This window comes from Propionispora sp. 2/2-37, assembly GCF_001298735.1.
In the GTDB taxonomy this organism is placed as follows: Bacteria; Bacillota; Negativicutes; order Propionisporales; family Propionisporaceae; genus Propionispora.
The window spans coordinates 1-18,364 of sequence record NZ_CYSP01000010.1 but is presented as its reverse complement, the minus strand read 5'-3'; the positions used below and the strand labels follow the sequence as shown (position 1 = coordinate 18,364).

Sequence of the window (18,364 nt, the reverse complement as noted above, 5' to 3'; positions counted from 1 at the left end):
CCTCTCATTACTCAGGCAAGGTAATCCACCAGCGTTTTGCTGATAACGCTCGCCCCCACCGTCAGGGATGCCTGGTACACATATTCCGCCGTAGCCTGTTCGGTAGCCGCTTCGGCAATATCCACATCCTCATTGTCGCTCTTGAACTCTTTGTAGGTGGTTAAATCATTCGACAACCGGCTAGTTACCGTACTGGTATAGCTCATCCGCGCTCCCAGATCGGTCCGCGTCGTCAGCAGCCGGTCTTCATTGGTCTGCAGCTCGGTCAGCAGTTCGTCGGTGGTAAAGGAGACCGTCTCTACCTCACCGGTCTCGCTGTTATAGGTCTTATAGCTGGTATCCCCATCCAGCGACAATAACAGCTTGGCAACGGTATCAAACAGATTGGTATCGTCAGCCCCGGTGCCGGTAATGTCCTGGCCCTCCACATTGACGGCAATTTCAATCCCGTAGCCGATATTATATTTAATGGCCTGTGTTCCGGAATTGGCAGCGTCATATTCCACGCTGGCGTTAGCCGTATAGTAACTGATAATATCGTCGTCGCTGACCGAGGAATCCACCACGCCACACAGGCTAAGAACCTGCCCCTTGTACGTAATCGTACTGCCAAGCGAAGAATTGTTGACCGTAAAGGTCATATCCCCGGTAGTCACCCCGGTAGTACCAGCCAGCGTAATTGATTCATCATCCGTTCCCGTCAGCGTCACTGCCGTGGTGGTATCGGTAATATTATCAACAGAGGCCACTATATTGCCGTTGGCATCCGTCAAAGTATAGCTATAGGCGCCCGCATACGCTGTACTGTCGGCAACCGTAAGCGTATAGCTGCTTCCGGCCGTCAAACCGGTTATCCCGCCGATACTGTCTTCCGTATAGCCGGTGTCGTCCGTAGTGGTGACATCGGCCGCAGTATAGGTTTGCACCAGGGCATAAGGCGCTTCGCCGGTATCATAGCCGGCAAATACATAGCGTCCGGCATAGCTGGTATTTAAGATATCCACGAGCTGCTGCTGCAGTTCGGTAACCTCCTGCTGCAGCGCTTCCATATCGGTATCTGAGGATGTCGCCGTACTGGCAGCCTGCGTAGTAATTTCCTGCAAACGCTGAATCACGTCGTCCAGGTCGTCCATGGCATCGTCGGTCACCTTCTGCCAGGAAGTGGCGGCACTGGCGTTATCCTGGTACTGTTCGATTTTGGCGACATAGTTGCGGTATTTGATGGCCCGCGCAGCGACCGTCGGGTCATCCGAAGCTTCATCAATCTTCTTGCCGCTTGCCACCCGGTCATTGGCTTCCGACAAACGCTTGGTATTATTGTTGATATTGGCCAGCGTTTGTGCCGTAACCATACTGTCAGTAATCCGTAGCACCGTTATCCCCCCCCTTAATCATCATTGACCATATTAATGGTCGTCGCATAAACTTCATTCCACATACTGACCAGGCTGGCTGACGCTTCATAGGCTTCCTGGTAGGTAGTCATATTGATTGTCTCTTCATTGGTAGACACACCGGACACAGAGGAACGGCTGGCCGTTAAAAAGTCTACTATGGTGGACTGCCGGTCGCTCTTGTTCTGGGCCGACTCGCTTTGCGAGCCCAAAATGGCGACAATGGAAGCCATGGCGTCCTCCGCCGTACCGGTGCTGAACATCCTGCTGTCTTTGCACAAATCCAGCAGGGCATCCACATTTTCATTATTGCTTTCTTCCCCGCCCTCGGAGGCAGCGGCAATTTTATTAACATCGTCCTGTACATCGGAAGACAGCGATATATTGGCAGCCGTAATATTGGCATACACCGCATCCACCCCGCTGGTGGAGATAAGACTGGCCAGCTCCTCCGACGACAGTCCGTTATAGGAAAAGAACCTTACGCCGGTATCCCCATCAGCATCATACCCTCCGGCATGACCGGCATAATAGGTTTCCCCGTCGGCAAATACGCCTTCATTGAAGGCTTTGGCAAAGGTCTGCGCAAATTCATCCAATTTGTTGGTATAATAGGGAATGCCCTTGTCCGTACTGCTTGAACCATCGCGGAGGCTAAGGTAGGTGGCCAATTCTCCATCGTCCACGCTGAACTTGGCCCCGTTGGACCAGCCCACATCATACAGACCGTCCCCGTCGGTATCGTCACAAGTCAGTTCATTGACATCGTCACCATACACCAGATTAACGCCGTTAATGCTAACCGTCAATTTTGTCCGGTCGCTGCCATCCGCATTAGTCCCGACGACCACCTCTCCGACCGTGATGTCAGCCAAGCTGGAGAGCTTGTCCAGCAGGGCATCCCGTGAATCCTCCAGTTCGTTTGTAGAGGCACCCGATGTCTGGGCCTTGCTGATTTGATCATTAAGCGCCGCAATCTGGCTGGCGTAGGAATTGATCTGTGTTGCTGTCGTTTTTACTTCCGTATTGACATCACTTTGCAGTTGGGACAAGCCTTTGGATATTTCATTGAGATAGTCACAAATTGCTTCTCCGGCTGTTTGTAGAGCCGTACGTGTTTCCGAACTACCAGAGTCAGTGGATACATCTTCCAATGCTTCATAGAAGTCATTCATCAGGCTAGAAAAGGTATCATCCGCATCCCCCATGACCGCTTCCAGCTCTTCCAGATAGCTGACGGAAACTGTAGTGGCACCCAGGGTGGCATTCTCCGTCCAGTACTTTTTATCCAGTAGCGAGTCGGAGACCCGTGTCACCGAATCCACCGAAGCCCCTACACCCACCGCGCTGCGGTTATATACAGCCGCGGGTCCAATGGCGCTTTGAATCAACACCTGCCGGGAATACCCGGTCGTATTCACATTGCTGATATTATTGCTGGTCACAGTCAAACCAGCCTTGGAGGCCGTTAAGCCGTTGGTCGAAGTAACCAGACCCGCAAAAGTCGAAGCCATATCTTTCCCTCCTTTATCCGCCTATTTGATCAATCATATCACCGATCAGGCTGTCTATCGCACTCAACACCCTGGCACTGGCCGCATAAGCATTCTGAAATTGAACCATATTCGCCATTTCTTCGTCCAGTGAAACAGAAGAAACTTCCTGCCGCGCAGAATCCACAGAAGATACCAGCGCCGCCTGCGTATCATACGAACTGTTGGCATCGTCCGCAGCAGTCCCCAGCCAGGAGGTGAACGTAGAATAAAAGGTCGCGATGTTCATGGACGTGCCGTTAAACTGGAACAGTTCCTCATCCTGCAATGCATATATGGCGTTGGCGATGGTATTGTCGCCCTCACTGCCATTACTGGAGGCAACCACCTTCTGGTAGCCGTCGTCTTCCAGCAGTTCGGGGTTAACCTGAATATTGCTAATGCTAAGCGGCTGGCTGTCATCAATCTTGGTAAAGAAGGCAATACCGGTATCCCCGTTTAAATCCGTTCCCGATGTGCAAAGCGAATTTACGGTTACTGCAACAGTCGTGATCATAGTGTTTAATGCTTGGCGCATGGTATTGATTTCACTCAGCGAACCGGTCGTAAAATTATAAGGCAGGTCCGTTCCATCCAGCGCATCCAGGTCCACCTGTTCCGACTCTTCCAGATAGGCGCCGAGCGTGCCGCTGCTGATATCCGCTTTCTGGCCGGTATCCGCCCAGGAAATCGTGACCGGATCACTGACCGATCCGGTACCGGACACGACCAGTTCTTTAACCTTATCCTCATTAACCAGATTGATACCACCGATACTGACGGTTACATTCCCGTCCGAATAAGTCGTAACCGTAAGCTGAGCATAATTCGACATCTCATCAATCAGGCTGTCACGCGCATCTTCCAAGTAGCTGACTTCCCCGCCGTTTATCTTGCCCGCCATAATTTGTTCATTCAAATCCGCAACCTGCTGTGCCAGGCTATTCAGCGTATCAACACCTTCACCGATACGATCACAGGCGTCTTCCTGTAATTGCCGCAACTGGGCATCCATATCGCTCAGGGCTTCCACCAGGGATACTGCGCTTGATACGGCAATTTCCCGGCTGCTCTGATCGCTGGGATCGGTCGCCACATCCGACCAGCTGTCAAAAAAATCCTCCAGCAGCGTCTGCAGGCTGGTCTTAGTGGTTTCATCATCCGACGAATATTCATATTCATTGACAATCTCCTGCATATATTCCAAATCGCCGCTTTTTACCGTCCAATAACCGGCATCGGTATTTTCATTACGGTACGTTTTGTCCAGGAAAGTATTACGCGCCCGCGTAATACTTTCCACATTAGCCCCCATGCCGAGGGACGTGCCGTTGCTTGTTTCCACCATGCTGATACGCTGACGCGAGTAACCGGTGGTGTTCACATTAGACAAGTTATTGCTGACCACCGTCAGAGCTGCCTGATTGACACGCAAACCGGAAGTGGCAATACCATAGCTGCCAAAAGTCGATCCCATAACCATCCCTCCTTTTCATAAAAGCATAACCATTATAGCCCTTAGATCATATTAATCAGGGTTTGCAGGCATTCATCCGAAGCCGTGATCACTTTAGTATTCGCCTGATAAGCCCGTTCGGTAATCATCATTTCACTAAACTGTCCCGACAGGTCCACATTGGACATTTCCAGAGTTCCTGTCGACAAAGTCCCCGTTCCGCCGGCACCGGCAGCTACGATCTTAAAAGTTCCGGTATTGGCGGTTTGAACATATAAATTGTCACCAATTTTTTCAAGTCCACCCTCGTTTTGGAAGGTAGCCAAAGCAATCATAGCCAACGGTCTGGTCTCCCCATTGCTGTATGTTCCGGTAATCACCCCGTCGGAACCAATACTAATATCCGTCAGCGTTCCCGCCGCACAACCGTCAACCGACGAAACAGAGACAATCATGTCGTCTTCGTCATCCTGAGTCTGTGATAAAAGGCCCGACATATCCAGTGTCATGGTAATATCCGAACCTTCGTCAGTCGCTACTGTAATCGAAGGAGTAGTGCTGTAGCTGCCATTATCCGTAATCAGTTTGCCATCGGAATCGAACAAAAGATAGCCACTGCCCGTTACCGAGGTCACCCCATCAGATGTCGATGTTACATCATAGTACCAACTGGTCGTACCGGTAGTAGAATCATAGTAGCATTTTGCAAAATTGACACTCAAATCGTAAGAAGTCCCTTTCGAATCATAAGCCGTCACGGAGGTCGATGTCGTCCAATCAGTGGCACTCGTAAATTTCATCGTGCCTGCCGTAGCACTATCCGACGCCCCCAGCACAACGGTTTCACCATTCGTCCCCGTCAAAGTCGCTCCATCGCTAAGGTCTTCATCGGTAAGAGTAGCGACGACATTGCCGTCAGCATCCGTTAAAGTGATATCAAAGTTACCACTCGTAACAGTGCTGTCCTTCAAGGTTACGGTATACACACTGCTGTCGGTCAGCCCGGTAGTCGAAGAAACGCTGGCTCCGGTGGAATTGCTTTTAATTGTGGTCGTCTGCGAAAGTTCGCCTATAGAATTCAAGGCCGTTGCATTGGAGTTGGCATCCGCGCTTGGATCAAGGGTACCTGTCAATGTCGCCTTTGTTGTGGCTTCAGCTGCAAGCTGCGATTTATCGCCATTATAGATATCCGAATAAATATTAATTGCCGATATATCTTTACTGGTATCGTAGCTGTAAGTGCCGTCCGCATTTTCTGTATAAGAAAGCCAGCCGTTGACCAGATAGCCGTTTACCGTCAAATTGCCATCTTCGTCAACATCAAAACTGCCGTCGCGGGTAAACTGATATTTCCCTTCCGTTCCCCCGCTGACAATAAAGAAACCGGTGCCGCCTATGGAGACATCCGTACCCACCCCGGTTGACTGCGCGGTGCCGGCAGTAAAATCAATGCTCGTCGAGGCAACAGCCACCCCGAGCCCTAATTGGACCGCATTGGTGCCGCCTCTTGTGGCGCTGGAGCCGGTGGCACCGCTAATTGTCTGACTCAGTAAATCGCTGAAAGTGACATTCTGCTGCTTATAACCCGTTGTACTGACATTGGCAATATTGTTTGCAATTACATCCAATTTGGTCGCCTGGGCCGAAACACCCGAAACGGCCGAATAAATTGATGCCATCATAATAGAATCGTCCTCCTGTTAGTTACTATTTCTTCCGTCATTCAGAAATAGCCCTCAGCCCCCGTTAACGGTCCGGCTGAATGCATTTTTATAAGCTTAAGCAGTTGTGGTGGAATCTGAGGCATCTGCCACCTGGTATACCGAACTGAGATCCACCTGGGTACCATCCACAATCAAATACACACTGCCGCTGACAGCTACAACCGAATCCACCGTACCTGTTGCCGATGTCGTATTACCGCTCGAATCGGTCGTCTGATAAGCCACTTCCTTGCCGATTAAGCTGATGGCCTGTGACGTGGCATTCAGAGTATAGGTGTTGTTCAATTGTTCCAGTGATTCAATCCCGATCAATTGCGACATATACTCCGAAGTTTCTACCGGATCTGTTGGGTCCTGGTTTTGCAGTTCGGTTACCAGCAGGGAAATAAAATCTTCAAAATCAATGGTGGTGTTGCTTGTGCTGGTAGTAGTAGTAGTCGAGGTGGTACTCGAATTCAATGAATCGACAGATACTGACGTGCTCATAAAAAATCCCCCTTGTTTTTGTGTTTTTGCATGAGGCTATGCCTATACCACTGTAATTTTACAAAGCAAATTCGGAATAATTATGGGATAATTGTGGGATTTTGTATTTTTTTGTATTAAAGTAAAAAAATAGCAACATATCACTCTGAAGCGACATATTGCTGTGTTCTATTACCGTCAGGATATGATCCGGTAACCATAGCCGTATAAGGTTTCTACTCTGAGCCGTTTCATTTTTTTGCGCATCCTTCTTATTAAATCATCCACCGCCCGGTCGGAACCAAAATAATTCTCGCCCCAGACAAAACGGATAATTTGTTCCCTCGAAAGAGCGATACCCCGGTGTCTGGCAAATAACACCAAGAGATCAAACTCTTTGGTTGTTAAATCGACATAGCGGTTATTTAAAAGAGCCATACGGCGCTCTATATCCAGCAGGTAATCCTGCATCCTGACTAAATTCGTTGCAGTATTGACAGCCCTTGTAGCGACTTCCAAGCTGACGCTCCTCCTTTTCTTTATCACAACTTTCTTTACTTAATTGTCGTAGATGTTTATTGGAGTTTCTTTGGAAAACCTCGTAAATTAAAATATTTCGTCGAAATTAGTACATTAGTCCTATTATTTACATAAGCTGAATAAAAAAAGGTAAAGCCTACCTGTCGCAAAATCAATATTAAACATCCATTCAACTTGTACGGTTATGCCTATTAGATATAATGAACCTTTTCTTGACACATTTGACTCAAAACGTTATGGTAAAAAGTAAACATACTACATTTGCGGAGGTAGGTTCATTGATCTTCAATACACAGCGGGAAACTTTGTCCCCGGCAGAAAAAGAAGCGCTGCAAAGCGAACAACTGCACGCTCTGCTTACACGGATTGACCAAAAAAACCGGTTTTACCACGACGCTTTACAAGCTTCCCATGTGACCCCCAATAACATTCAAACAATTGCAGATATCAGAAAACTGCCGCTTATAAATGCCAACGACCTAATGCTTAATTTCCCCTACGGCCTGCTGACCATCCCGGTCAGCGGTATTGTCCGTTTTCAGCAGTCGGCTCCCGCCAAGGCGACAGGTCTGACACAGCGAGACCTTGCCAACCAAACTGAAATGCTGGCCCGTTGCCTGATCGCCGGCAACGTCACGCTGGCCTCTGTGGTGATGATCCTACCGGCCGGTCTCGATCCGGCAAACGTCTTGTCGCTGCAACAGACAGCCGAAACCCTGGGGGCTACAGTCATTACCGGTTTTACCATCAATGCCAAAGACCAGTTGAAAACCATGCTGGAGTTTGGGGTAACTACACTGTTTGCGGCTCCTTCAACCTTAATTGAACTAGCTCAAGTGTTACACCATTTAGGTTTTTCAACCCATGACCTGCCGGTGATCCAGCTATGGTGCGAAGCAAGGCAGTTAACCCCCGAGCAACGGACCAACCTCGCCGCCCACTATACGGTACCGGTCTACGCGTTGTATGGTCACAGCGATATCATGCCTCTGGGAATAGCCGGCGAATGTCACCTAAAACAGGGACTTCATATCCATGAAGACCATTTCTATGCGGAAATTATCGATCGCGATACGCAAGAAGTACTTATGGACGGACAGCCCGGTGAATTGGTGCTTACCACGCTTTCCCGCGAAGGTATGCCCCTCATTCGCTATCGCACCGGTGACATGGCCGTTCTCGACCATACCCCGTGCCCCTGTGGCCGGACCTCCGCCCGATTACACTGTTTACACCTTTAGTTCCTTGAACTTGATGAAATAAAAAAGATATCCGTACCAAACGGCACGGATATCTTTTTTATTTCATTAGCCATCTATCGTTTTTTATCCATTACTGTTTGTAGCGGCAATGGAAGGAGGTACAAACACTCTGGTACTTAATTCTTTATCCATATACAATATATCCACACCCCGGTCGCCAATAATCGCCAGTTTGTCCAGAATCTCAGTCGCATTGGCTTCTTCCTCAACCTGTTCATTCACAAACCACTGCAAAAAGATTTGTGCGGCAAAATCTTTTTCCTGGATCGCCACTTCATAAAGCTGATTAATCAAACCGGTAACATGCCGCTCATGTTCCAGTACTTTGGTGAACACTTCGGTCAGCGTTCCAAAATCGGCTGGCGGTGCTTCAACTTGCGCCAACTGCACCTTTCCTCCCCGCTCTTTTAAATAATCCAGCAGCAAAAGGGCATGCGCCATTTCTTCCTGATATTGAACCCTGAGCCAGTTCCCGACCCCTTTAACCCCTTTAAGCTCACAGTAAGCCGACATAGATAAGTAAAGATTTGCGGAATACATTTCCGCCTGAATCTGCTTGTTGATAGCGTCCTGCATTTTTACACTAATCACGTAATCTCCCCCTTTGTCATACGTCCGGATATTATTGTTTCACTTCCGACCAAATCCGGTCAAAAATCGTAGTCGCCTCGCCCACGTCTCTTAAATGTTCTCCTTTAGCCAGTTCTTCCTTGGGCGGATACACCGCTTTATCTTCCATAATAGCCTTGTCAATCAGACTATGTGCAGCCACATTGGGATTAGCATAAGGAAAGGCCTGCGATATCTCCGCACTGATTTCCGGTTCCAGAATAAAATTAATAAACAGTTCCGCCGCTTTTTGATGCGGTGCCCCCTTGGGAACAAAGAAATTATCCTGCCATAAATACATGCCCTCTTCCGGGAACACCACTTTAATATTTTTGTTTTCACGGGCGGCCAGTGATACTTCGGCACCCCAAACCAAAGCCGCTTTGGCCTCGCCGTTAATTAACAGCGTTTTGGGACTGTCACTGTCAAAAGACTTGATATTCGGCATCAATTTCTTTAGCTCTGCCTTAGCCTGCTCCAGTTTTGCCGGATCAGTTTCATTTAAAGAATATCCTAGTTTTTTCAAAGCCGCCCCGATAATTGCCCGTTGATCATCTAGCACAACCAAAGAATTTTCAAATTCCGGCCGCCATAAATCCTTATAGGAGGTTACCGGTGCTTTGACCTTTTCGGTATTCACAGCAATGGGTACCGCCCCCCACATATACGGCACGGTGTACTTGTTGCCCGGATCGGCTGCGATATTTTTAAACTCATCGCCGATATTTTTAAAGTTAGGAATATTGCTTAATTCCAATGGCTGCATCAGTTCCTGCTTATGCAGAATTTCCACCATATAATCAGTAGCTACCGACAGATCATACTGAGAAGCTCCGGCTGAAAGTTTGGCCAGCATCTCCTCGTTGGACGAGTAAGTCGTATAGTTGACCTTGATCCCGTATTTTTTTTCAAACTTGTCAATAACCGACTGCGGTATATACTCCGACCAAATAAACAAATTGAGCTCGGTATCTTTCTGCTCCGCAGCCTGCTTGTTGCCGGCACTGCCGCCACAGCCTGCCAGCAAAAACAGGCTCATAAAAACGACTAAAAGAACCACAAAAAAACTACCTGGTATTTTTTTTGACATTTCCATCCTCCTAAAGAAATCTTTGTATTGCATTACCTGTTGTTATGCCGCAATCTTTCGGCAATCAGGGCCAAAGGGATCACAATGACCAGCAATAAAGTAGACAGGGCATTGATTTCCGGGCTGACACCCGCTCTCACCATGGAAAATACTTTCAGCGGCAGTGTCACATTGGCCGGTCCGGCTACAAAGAAGCTGATAATGACATCATCCAGTGATAATGTCAACGCCAATAACGCACCGGCCACAATGCCCGGCAAAATAATCGGGAATGTCACCTGCATAAATGTTTGCCAGGGATTGGCGCCCAAATCCATGGCCGCCTCTTCCAAAGAAGAATCAAATCCCTGAATCCTGGCACGGACTACCAAAACAACAAACGGCAAACAAAAGGTAATATGCGCTATAATCAAAGTAAGCATCCCTAAACTGATTTTAAACAGGGAAAAAAGTGCCAAAAGGGCTATACCCAAAACAATCTCCGGGATTACGATAGGTATGTACAGCAAGGCATCCAGCGCGCCTTTCCCCTTAAATGCAGACTTATACATGCCTACTGCCGTGACCGTTCCCAGCATGACAGCAACGACCGTACTCACCAAAGCAATAATCAGACTATTCTCTGCCGCCTCCAACACGGCCTGATTGGAAAAAAGCTGCATATACCATTTAAAAGTGAACCCTGTCCACACTGCATTCACTTTAGAATCATTAAAAGAAAAAATAACCAGCATAATAATGGGAGCATACAAAAACAAAAAACCGAAAAAGAGATAAACGGCAGATGCCCATTGAAACCGTTTCTGCTTCAACTAAAACACCTCCGGATCTTTTTCTTTTCTTAATACACGCATGTACAGCGCAATTAACGCCAAGGTCAGTACAATTAAGACAATGGATAATGCCGAACCAAACGGCCAGTCTCTGGCTGTCAGGAACTGATTCTTAATCATATTGCTGATCAGCATAATCTTGCTGCCGCCCATCAAATCCGGGATAAAGAAATAACCTAGAGTCGGCACAAACACCAGCAAGGATCCGGCAACAATGCCCGGCAAAGTTAAAGGCAGCGTTACTTTAAAAAACGAATAAACCGGATTGGCCCCCAGATCGGCGGCAGCTTCGAGATAAGTCCGGTCCATCTTTTCAATGGACGCATACAGGGGCAGCACCATAAATGGAAACAAGGTATAAACCATCCCCAATAAGACAGCCTCCTGATTATACAGCATGGCCAAGGGTTTATCAACAAACCCCAATGCCAACAAATACGAATTGATAATGCCCTCTGTCCGGAGCAGCATAATCCAGGCATACGTTCTAACCAGAGAATTTGTCCAAAAGGGAATAATGGTAAGCATCAACAGAAAAATACGGTAACGCTTGGGGGCACGCGCTATAAAGTAAGCAAAGGGATAGCCCAGCACCAGGCATAAAACGGTTGTCGCCAAGGATACAATAAACGAACTCCAGCCTATATTAAGGAAAAGCGGGTCAAGCATTCGGCTGTAGTTCGCCAGCGTAAATACATACTGGATCTCGCCATAGGCACTTCGCTGACAGAAACTTACAATGAGCACTAACAGTAGCGGCGCTGTTAAAAAAACGGTCATCCAAACCACAAACGGCGAAAGGGTTAGTAACGGCATTTTCTTATTCAGTTTTTATCACCACCGCTGCCTGAACAGGCCAGGACACATACATTTCTCCTGCTTCTATAGGGGTATGAGCCGGCTCGCTCACCACCACTTCTTTACCTGTATCTAAAATGACGACTGTTTTTAAGGCCGTCCCTACAAAAATACGTTCCTTTAGTCTGGCCCGGAAGGCAAAACCAACCTCGGTCGGTTGACCGGTAAGCTGAATACGTTCCGGCCGCACCGATAGGCAGATTTTCTCTCCGGCTTTCAGTTGCCGTCCATGTACCGGTATTCTTTGGCTTTCCACTTCCACCCAGGCAGTTTCTCCCTCTACGGAAGAAATCACCGAATGAAACAGATTGGTTTCACCAATAAAGTCGGCAACAAAAACCGTAGCCGGGTTATCATAAATTTCATCAGGTGTACCCAATTGCTCCAGCCGCCCTTGATTCATAACCCCAATCCGGTCCGACATAATGAGTGCCTCTTCCTGGTCATGGGTAACAAAAATAAAGGTGATTCCCAGCTTCTGCTGCAAATGCTTCAGTTCCAGTTGCATCTGCTTGCGCAGCTTCAAATCCAGCGCTCCCAGCGGCTCATCCAGCAATAACACCTTGGGATTGGTAGCTAAGGCCCGGGCAATAGCCACCCGCTGCTTTTGCCCCCCGCTTAACTGATCGGGACGCCGTTCACTATACTCTTCCAACTGCACCATTCGCAGCATATTGTCAACCTGTTGTTTTATTTCCGGTTTGGGAATTTTCTTCATTTTTAAGCCAAACGCAACATTTTCCGCAACATTCATATGGGGAAACAGCGCGTAATTTTGAAAAACGGTATTTACAACACGCTTGTAGGCAGGCTTGCCGACCACATTCTCACCATCAAGGAATATATCCCCTTTAGTTGGCTGCTCAAAGCCCGCAATCATCCGCAGGGCGGTTGTCTTACCACAGCCGCTGGGTCCGAGCAGGGTTAAAAACTCCCCACGCCGGATATCAATGGAAAGCTGGTTTACGGCAACATTATCTTCGAATTCTTTTACTACATTCACAAGTTGCACCATATTATCAGGCAAATACTATCTCCTCCTGCCACGCCAAGAACATAAAAACATTCCAGTTTGTTTAGTTACTTAGAGTATATCCTTTTTAACTTTGCTAGTATTCGCTGTATGCTGTCAAAATCCTTTATCATCCGAGTAAACATTATCTTAATTTTACATACGCCATTCCAGCTTTTAGTATGTCCTATTACAACGCTTGATAACTTTTTCATTGTCTTTATTACACAAAACCTCTGCATAGAAATTATATTTTGTCTCCTCGGAAAACTCCTGGGGATTACCGGAAAATGCGGTTGATATCGCATTACCGGCCAGCATACCAACAGGTGCTCCTTACGATCCTGCGAGGAAATAATCTAACAACAGTAGCGCTACTATTCGCGATCAAAGATAAAAAGCTCAACTGGATGAATATATTTCAAACTAAAACCGGAACCTTTCACAAATACCCATGTGAAGGTTCCGGTAATTTTATAAATGAGCGAGTTTGAGCGACACACAAACCATTTGCCGCAGCAATATTCTTTCTTCAGCTTTACTACAAAACTTATTTTACCTCATACCTGTATCGCCGGCAGACAGCAAGGCCTTAAGTATCTTTTCACATATATTGACCCAATGGAAATGGTTATAGGCGTATGCCTGGATACTCCCACAAACCGACCTGGGAAATTCCTGGTTATTGCAAAGTGCAATCAGATGCTGTGACAGCTGATTGGCATCGCCAGCCTCAAAGAAATATCCATATTTGCCATTATCGGTAATATCATTGGCTGCCGAGACTTTCGTGGTAACAACAAAGCAGCCATTTTTTATAGCCTCAACAAAAACCAGCCCAAAACTCTCGATGATGGAAGTCATGCAAAAGATCTTAGCTTTTCGGTATTCCTGATCTAACATTTGTTTATTAGAAATTTCACCGGTAAAAATAACTTTATCCACCAAGTTAGGATTCTCGGCAAAAAAATGATCAATATAGGCTGTAAATTCCTTTTCTACAGGGCCAATAAGCTTTAACTTCCAGTCAGGGATAAAAGAAGAAGCCAAGTTAAAAGCCTGAAGCAATACTTCATTGGCCTTTACGGGGAGCCCAATGCGGCCTACCGTACAAATAATATTGTCTTTTTCTTCCCATCTGACATTTCTTTTCTCACCAAAATCGTAGAAACCATTGGGGATATACTCCAGCTTCAATGGCCATAGCTTGCTGAGTTTTTGATACAATTGCCTCGTTTCCACACTAATCAGATCGCATAAGCCTAATATGTGTAAAACTGCATGGTCCAGTTCCAGACCAAGTGCTCTAATGTTCGCATCTAGTTTAAGATATACCTTGCCTTCCGGGTTCAAGGATTTGTATTGAGTTATCCATTGTAACGTTCTATTTTCCAGGTGAAACAGATGTAATATGTCAATTTCCGCGGCATGCTTTGCAATATAATCACACCCATCGCCGGCAGAATCTTTATAATAGCGGTCCAGAAAGTCAATCTTCAATCCATTTACTTCCTGGCTAAGGTAAGGATAATCTCCATTCCGGTAGCAAACCAGGACAGAATCGTAGCCAAAATGTTTATACAGTACAAATGGAATCATCCCGACATCTTTAGCCAAATGAACATTCTCTGCCTCCGGAAATAAAGTGACCATACGTTTGCCAGATGCATGACTGATCATTTTTGTTGTTCCCCTGGCAGCAGCCTTTTTCTCTTTTACTATTTCTATTAAAGACTGGACTGTTTCGCTCTGATTTACAATTTGATCCAAATAACGTAGTGACAAATCATACTCTTGCATCATAAACAGAACATAACCAAGATTATACAAAGTCTCGGCATCAGTTGGATTACCTTGTAAAGCCGCATGCAAATAAGGAATAATATACTCATAAGCCTTGAGAACATAATTTGTAGTTGCTATGAGGTTCAGTACTTTAAGCTTATCAGTACTATAAAGGCTTATGTAATGTAAAACGGATTCGATTTTATAGTGATTGACATGTTGAACATTTTCTTCAGTATGATTCCCCTGCTCAATTTCCAGAAGCAATGCTTTTAAATCATTTCCGGGAAAGCCTTTTTTAGCTTTGACAAGATATTGATATGCTGTATACTGAGGTTTCATTTTTTCCTGGGTAATAGCTGCAAGTGAATTAATAAAATTCTTATCCTCTTCCGATAATTCGGTGTGGGTCGCTCCAAACTGAATATCCGAGAACCCGCTCGCGACAAACATTTTCCGTATTTCATCCAATGTAAAAAAGCGTAAATGAGTTTTATCCAGTATGCCGGCATCCTCATAGGTCCAATGTCCGTTGATCATGTGCCGGATAACACTAAAATGCATTACATTGGGAATGCTGGCTAACAGCTGACCGTCCGGAGTCAGATATTCATAAAGCCGCTTCACAGTTTCCCACGGATTGCGCAAGTGCTCCAAAACATCTGCCAGAATAATATAATGAAAAAAACGTTTAGGATACTGCAATTCAGCATTTTCAATATCTACCGCTGAAATTTCAGCAAAAAGGCTGGCATCCTTTGCTGCATTTTCATTTAGCTCAATCCCAAACAAAGAAGCGTTACCATACTTGTTTTTAATCTGCAGCAAAGTACCGCCGCAGGCACAACCGACTTCTAATACCCGAACTGAAGCTTCGTTGGGAGCATCCATCCAATTAATAATTTCATTGCGGACCATCATGGAATATTCTGCTCGATAGCCCCATTTTTTTTCAAACAAATCACCATTGTGACGTAACAGGTCTCCATAAGCATCTGCTTTATCTCGAAAAGAAATATTACCAAAATGATGAATAAAAGTATCACGACAAAGCAGTAAATGATACCCTGCCCGCCTGATCCGTACCGAATAGTCATCATCTTCAAAATTGCCCGGAGAAAACATTTCGTCCAATAAGCCCACACGATCCATTACTTCTCTTTTTAATACCAAGCAAAATCCTATGAGTTTTAACCTTTTATCCCATCGCATCGGATTAGAAATATTATACTCTTTAGCAAAGTTTTGCATTTGTTCAATAGACTTATAGTTAACATTAATCTTTTGCCCATAGGAACTATTGTTTGTGACCGGACCGACTGCGCCAATCTGCGGATCACTGTATAAGGCTTTCAAGAGATTGTCAAGCCAATATTGAGTCACAATCACATCATTGTTTAGCAGCATGATATTATTGCCACGGGCGACTTCCATTCCTTGGTTGCACCCTTTAGGGAATCCTTTATTTTCCTTATTGAATATCACCCGGATATCCTGTTGTTTTTTCAGCCATTGTACGGTTCCATCGGTAGAGTTATTATCAACGACAATGATTTCATAAGTCCCCGGCGTAGTATACGCACGAATGCTTTCAATACATTTTTTTGTGTACTTTAGCTTATTGTAAGTTAAAATAATAATACTTGTTTCCATTTTCGATATTCCTTTTGTCATTTTCGTATGTAACTATTATCCGTTTTCAGTATGTGACATTTTTCTTTTATAACCTCATTATCACATTGTTGATACACCCACTCTAAAAATTCAAAAATATCATGATTACGATATCCATACGTTAATGCTTGTCCAAAACAGGTTATGGCCCCTGAAAAATCTTTTAATTTATAGCAGCAGAATCCAGCCTTGCAGTAATATTCTCCACAAGGATACTCTCCTTGAACTCCTCTATTTATTTGAAATAAATACATATCAAGTGCGTAATGAACAAAACCTTGATACAACAATATGTCTCCAGCCTGCGTAAAATCCACATCCTCTGAAAAATTCGCTTTCAATTGCAACAACCGCTCTAATTGATCGGTACTGCCGAGGTAAGCCAGTTCGACCATTAGGTCACAATAACATGAAAAATCATCTGACGATAACTGAATTCCGGCTTTTGCCCGATAGAAAGCGGCACTAATTTTTTTTAAAGAAATTTAATCCTGCTTTTGCTGTTACCCAGCCTGGATTACTACTGATAAGCGCCGCCAGCACTGCAAATAATTGTGCACCATAATCACCGGATTTTTGAAAAGAAACGGTAAATATCTCGAATGCCTTTTCAAACTTCTCGTTAAGCAAGAGAATCATACCGACAAATTCATTATGTCCATACTTTTCATACCAAATTTTATGGTAATAATCTACTACCGTTCTCACCTTCAATCTAGACAGCCTTGAAACAAGAAACCCGATATCTTCTTCATTTTTAATATCATATAGCGTATTCAAAAAATAAATGATATCAACTGGAGCCTGTTTTCTAATTAAAGATATCAGACCATCAAAAGCGGCCTTATTCCGCTTGTCTAGCTGTAGGGTTTTAACATAATATTCAAGAGCTTGAGCCGGCCGGTTCATCATAGTGTACATTTGGGCAATGTTTATAAGCGCCCTTGGATACTCCATTGACGGCAGCTTGTAAAAATCACTGTTTAAACTGTCATTACCGGATTTTTCAACCGATTTCAGGAATAGTCCTAAAGAAAGTTGGTAATGGCCTATCGACCGGTAGTAAAGTGCCTGATACATTGTTACCTCGGCATGATGGGGAAAATTCTCTGCCGCCTGTTCACAAATGGCTCTAATTGTCTCCTCACTATATTTTCTTAATTGGACCATGCTGTGGATTAGTATAACATAAGGTTTATAAGCGAGCGGATTATTGGCTACCTTATGTTCAAGTGCATGCCAGGCAAACTCTATTGCCTGTTCATACTGCCCAAGTATCCAGTAAGCGTCACTTAGATAGTAATAAGTTAAATCCCGTACAACACCATTGGCCAATTCCTCCTCCATTTGAGCTGCATAACGCTGTATTTTGGCAGTTATTGTTTTTTTGGTATAACCGGTATGGCAAATAACAATTAAACGTTTATCGTCCATGATGGTTTGCACAGGTTTTCCGGAATTAAAAATACTCTCATGGATACGGCCCTCGTAGCGAATTGACTGCAAATTACGGAATATTCTTACTGTCGGATTGGAGGTTCTAACTTGCCCGTCAACCCCTTCCAGATTATCCATCCGACAGGTAATGGATTGAACGTTTAAACTAGCATGAATATTTTCTACAAACGGTCTCACATTTTTAATCTTGCTTGGTAAAATATACTCATCAGCATCAAGAAAGATAATCCAGTCTCCCTTTACCTTATCTAAGGCAAAATTACGTGCCGCAGCAAAATCATTCTGCCAGGTATAATGAAAAATTTTAGCACCCATCTCTCTTGCAATTTCAACCGTATCATCTGTGGAACCCGTATCTACAACGATCATTTCTTCGACTATCTCTTTCACGCTTTGCAGGCAGCGGACAATATTTTCTTCTTCATTTTTTGCTATTACACATGCCGAAACGGTAAGCATCATAAATTCTCCCAATAATCACAGTTACTTTTCTATCGCAATATTCATTTTGAAATTCCTTTGAAATGCCCATAAAAAATAAAAAACACCTACACAAATTCTAAGGTGCTTTAATAAATATTCCTCCCATGCTCAACCCAGACAGCGGCATAATACATAACATTTTTTCTACCGAACGCAAAAAGCACCCACAAAAGTGAGTGCTTTTTCTCC

Annotated in this window: 15 protein-coding genes; 1 reads left to right on the top strand and 14 read right to left on the bottom strand. The window is 45.1% G+C overall.

Annotation, left to right across the window (positions count from 1 at the left end):
- Positions 1–11: 11 nt before the first annotated feature.
- From flgL to P22_RS11655, 6 genes are all read right to left on the bottom strand, one after another.
- The gene (flgL, locus tag P22_RS11680; RefSeq protein WP_054260423.1) at positions 12–1,373 is read right to left on the bottom strand and encodes a flagellar hook-associated protein FlgL; all 1,362 of its coding nucleotides are present in this window, start codon (positions 1,371–1,373) and stop codon (positions 12–14) included.
- A gap of 14 nt (positions 1,374–1,387) precedes the next feature.
- On the bottom strand, positions 1,388–2,908 hold the full coding sequence (gene flgK, locus P22_RS11675; protein WP_054260422.1) for a flagellar hook-associated protein FlgK: 1,521 nt from the start codon (positions 2,906–2,908) through the stop codon (positions 1,388–1,390).
- A gap of 13 nt (positions 2,909–2,921) precedes the next feature.
- Positions 2,922–4,403: a flagellar hook-associated protein FlgK gene (gene flgK / locus P22_RS11670; protein WP_054260421.1), complete on the bottom strand. Its 1,482-nt coding sequence runs from the start codon at positions 4,401–4,403 to the stop codon at positions 2,922–2,924.
- A 41-nt stretch (positions 4,404–4,444) separates the two neighbouring features.
- Positions 4,445–6,064 carry a flagellar hook protein FlgE gene (locus P22_RS11665; protein WP_054260420.1) on the bottom strand — a complete coding sequence of 540 codons (1,620 nt, stop codon included), beginning with the start codon at positions 6,062–6,064 and terminating at the stop codon, positions 4,445–4,447.
- A 96-nt stretch (positions 6,065–6,160) separates the two neighbouring features.
- Positions 6,161–6,592, bottom strand: coding sequence for a flagellar hook capping FlgD N-terminal domain-containing protein (locus tag P22_RS11660; protein ID WP_054260419.1), 432 nt, complete (start codon positions 6,590–6,592; stop codon positions 6,161–6,163).
- 177 nt (positions 6,593–6,769) lie between these two features.
- Positions 6,770–7,090, bottom strand: a complete 321-nt coding sequence (locus P22_RS11655; protein WP_054260418.1) for a winged helix-turn-helix domain-containing protein — start codon at positions 7,088–7,090, stop codon at positions 6,770–6,772.
- Positions 7,091–7,323: 233 nt separating this feature from the next.
- Between P22_RS11655 and P22_RS11650 the strand changes: the two genes are divergently transcribed.
- Positions 7,324–8,352, top strand: coding sequence for a phenylacetate--CoA ligase family protein (locus P22_RS11650; RefSeq protein ID WP_235814634.1), 1,029 nt, complete (start codon positions 7,324–7,326; stop codon positions 8,350–8,352).
- Positions 8,353–8,436: 84 nt separating this feature from the next.
- Here P22_RS11650 and P22_RS11645 read toward each other — a convergent pair whose 3' ends face one another.
- The 8 genes from P22_RS11645 to P22_RS11610 all read right to left on the bottom strand — a co-directional run bounded on the left by P22_RS11645 (position 8,437) and on the right by P22_RS11610 (position 18,154).
- Positions 8,437–8,964, bottom strand: a complete 528-nt coding sequence (locus tag P22_RS11645) for a ferritin (RefSeq protein WP_054260416.1) — start codon at positions 8,962–8,964, stop codon at positions 8,437–8,439.
- A gap of 31 nt (positions 8,965–8,995) precedes the next feature.
- A complete protein-coding gene (locus tag P22_RS20555) occupies positions 8,996–10,072 on the bottom strand; it encodes an ABC transporter substrate-binding protein (protein WP_216598072.1) in 1,077 nt (358 codons plus the stop codon).
- Between the two features lie 32 nt (positions 10,073–10,104).
- Positions 10,105–10,884, bottom strand: coding sequence for an ABC transporter permease (locus P22_RS20550; protein WP_054260414.1), 780 nt, complete (start codon positions 10,882–10,884; stop codon positions 10,105–10,107).
- Positions 10,885–11,721, bottom strand: coding sequence for an ABC transporter permease (locus tag P22_RS11630; RefSeq protein ID WP_054260413.1), 837 nt, complete (start codon positions 11,719–11,721; stop codon positions 10,885–10,887). It abuts the gene before it with no gap.
- A 4-nt stretch (positions 11,722–11,725) separates the two neighbouring features.
- Positions 11,726–12,790: an ABC transporter ATP-binding protein gene (locus tag P22_RS11625; RefSeq protein WP_082378474.1), complete on the bottom strand. Its 1,065-nt coding sequence runs from the start codon at positions 12,788–12,790 to the stop codon at positions 11,726–11,728.
- Between the two features lie 540 nt (positions 12,791–13,330).
- Complete coding sequence (locus P22_RS20920) at positions 13,331–16,213, bottom strand: glycosyltransferase (protein WP_069972815.1); 2,883 nt, start codon at positions 16,211–16,213, stop codon at positions 13,331–13,333.
- A 17-nt stretch (positions 16,214–16,230) separates the two neighbouring features.
- Positions 16,231–16,629, bottom strand: coding sequence for a hypothetical protein (locus P22_RS11615; protein WP_054260412.1), 399 nt, complete (start codon positions 16,627–16,629; stop codon positions 16,231–16,233).
- A 70-nt stretch (positions 16,630–16,699) separates the two neighbouring features.
- Positions 16,700–18,154, bottom strand: coding sequence for a glycosyltransferase (locus P22_RS11610; protein WP_082378473.1), 1,455 nt, complete (start codon positions 18,152–18,154; stop codon positions 16,700–16,702).
- Between the last annotated feature and the right edge of the window lie 210 nt (positions 18,155–18,364).

Coding starts and splice junctions, on each gene's coding strand:
- P22_RS11630 (WP_054260413.1), bottom strand. CDS start 11,721: ATGCCGTTACTAACCCTTTCGCCGTTTGTGGTTTGGATGACCGTTTTT.
- P22_RS11660 (WP_054260419.1), bottom strand. CDS start 6,592: ATGAGCACGTCAGTATCTGTCGATTCATTGAATTCGAGTACCACCTCG.
- P22_RS20920 (WP_069972815.1), bottom strand. CDS start 16,213: ATGGAAACAAGTATTATTATTTTAACTTACAATAAGCTAAAGTACACA.
- flgK (WP_054260421.1), bottom strand. CDS start 4,403: ATGGGATCGACTTTTGGCAGCTATGGTATTGCCACTTCCGGTTTGCGT.
- P22_RS20555 (WP_216598072.1), bottom strand. CDS start 10,072: ATGTCAAAAAAAATACCAGGTAGTTTTTTTGTGGTTCTTTTAGTCGTT.
- P22_RS11665 (WP_054260420.1), bottom strand. CDS start 6,064: ATGATGGCATCAATTTATTCGGCCGTTTCGGGTGTTTCGGCCCAGGCG.
- P22_RS11610 (WP_082378473.1), bottom strand. CDS start 18,154: ATGATGCTTACCGTTTCGGCATGTGTAATAGCAAAAAATGAAGAAGAA.
- flgK (WP_054260422.1), bottom strand. CDS start 2,908: ATGGCTTCGACTTTTGCGGGTCTGGTTACTTCGACCAACGGCTTAACG.
- P22_RS11615 (WP_054260412.1), bottom strand. CDS start 16,629: ATGGTCGAACTGGCTTACCTCGGCAGTACCGATCAATTAGAGCGGTTG.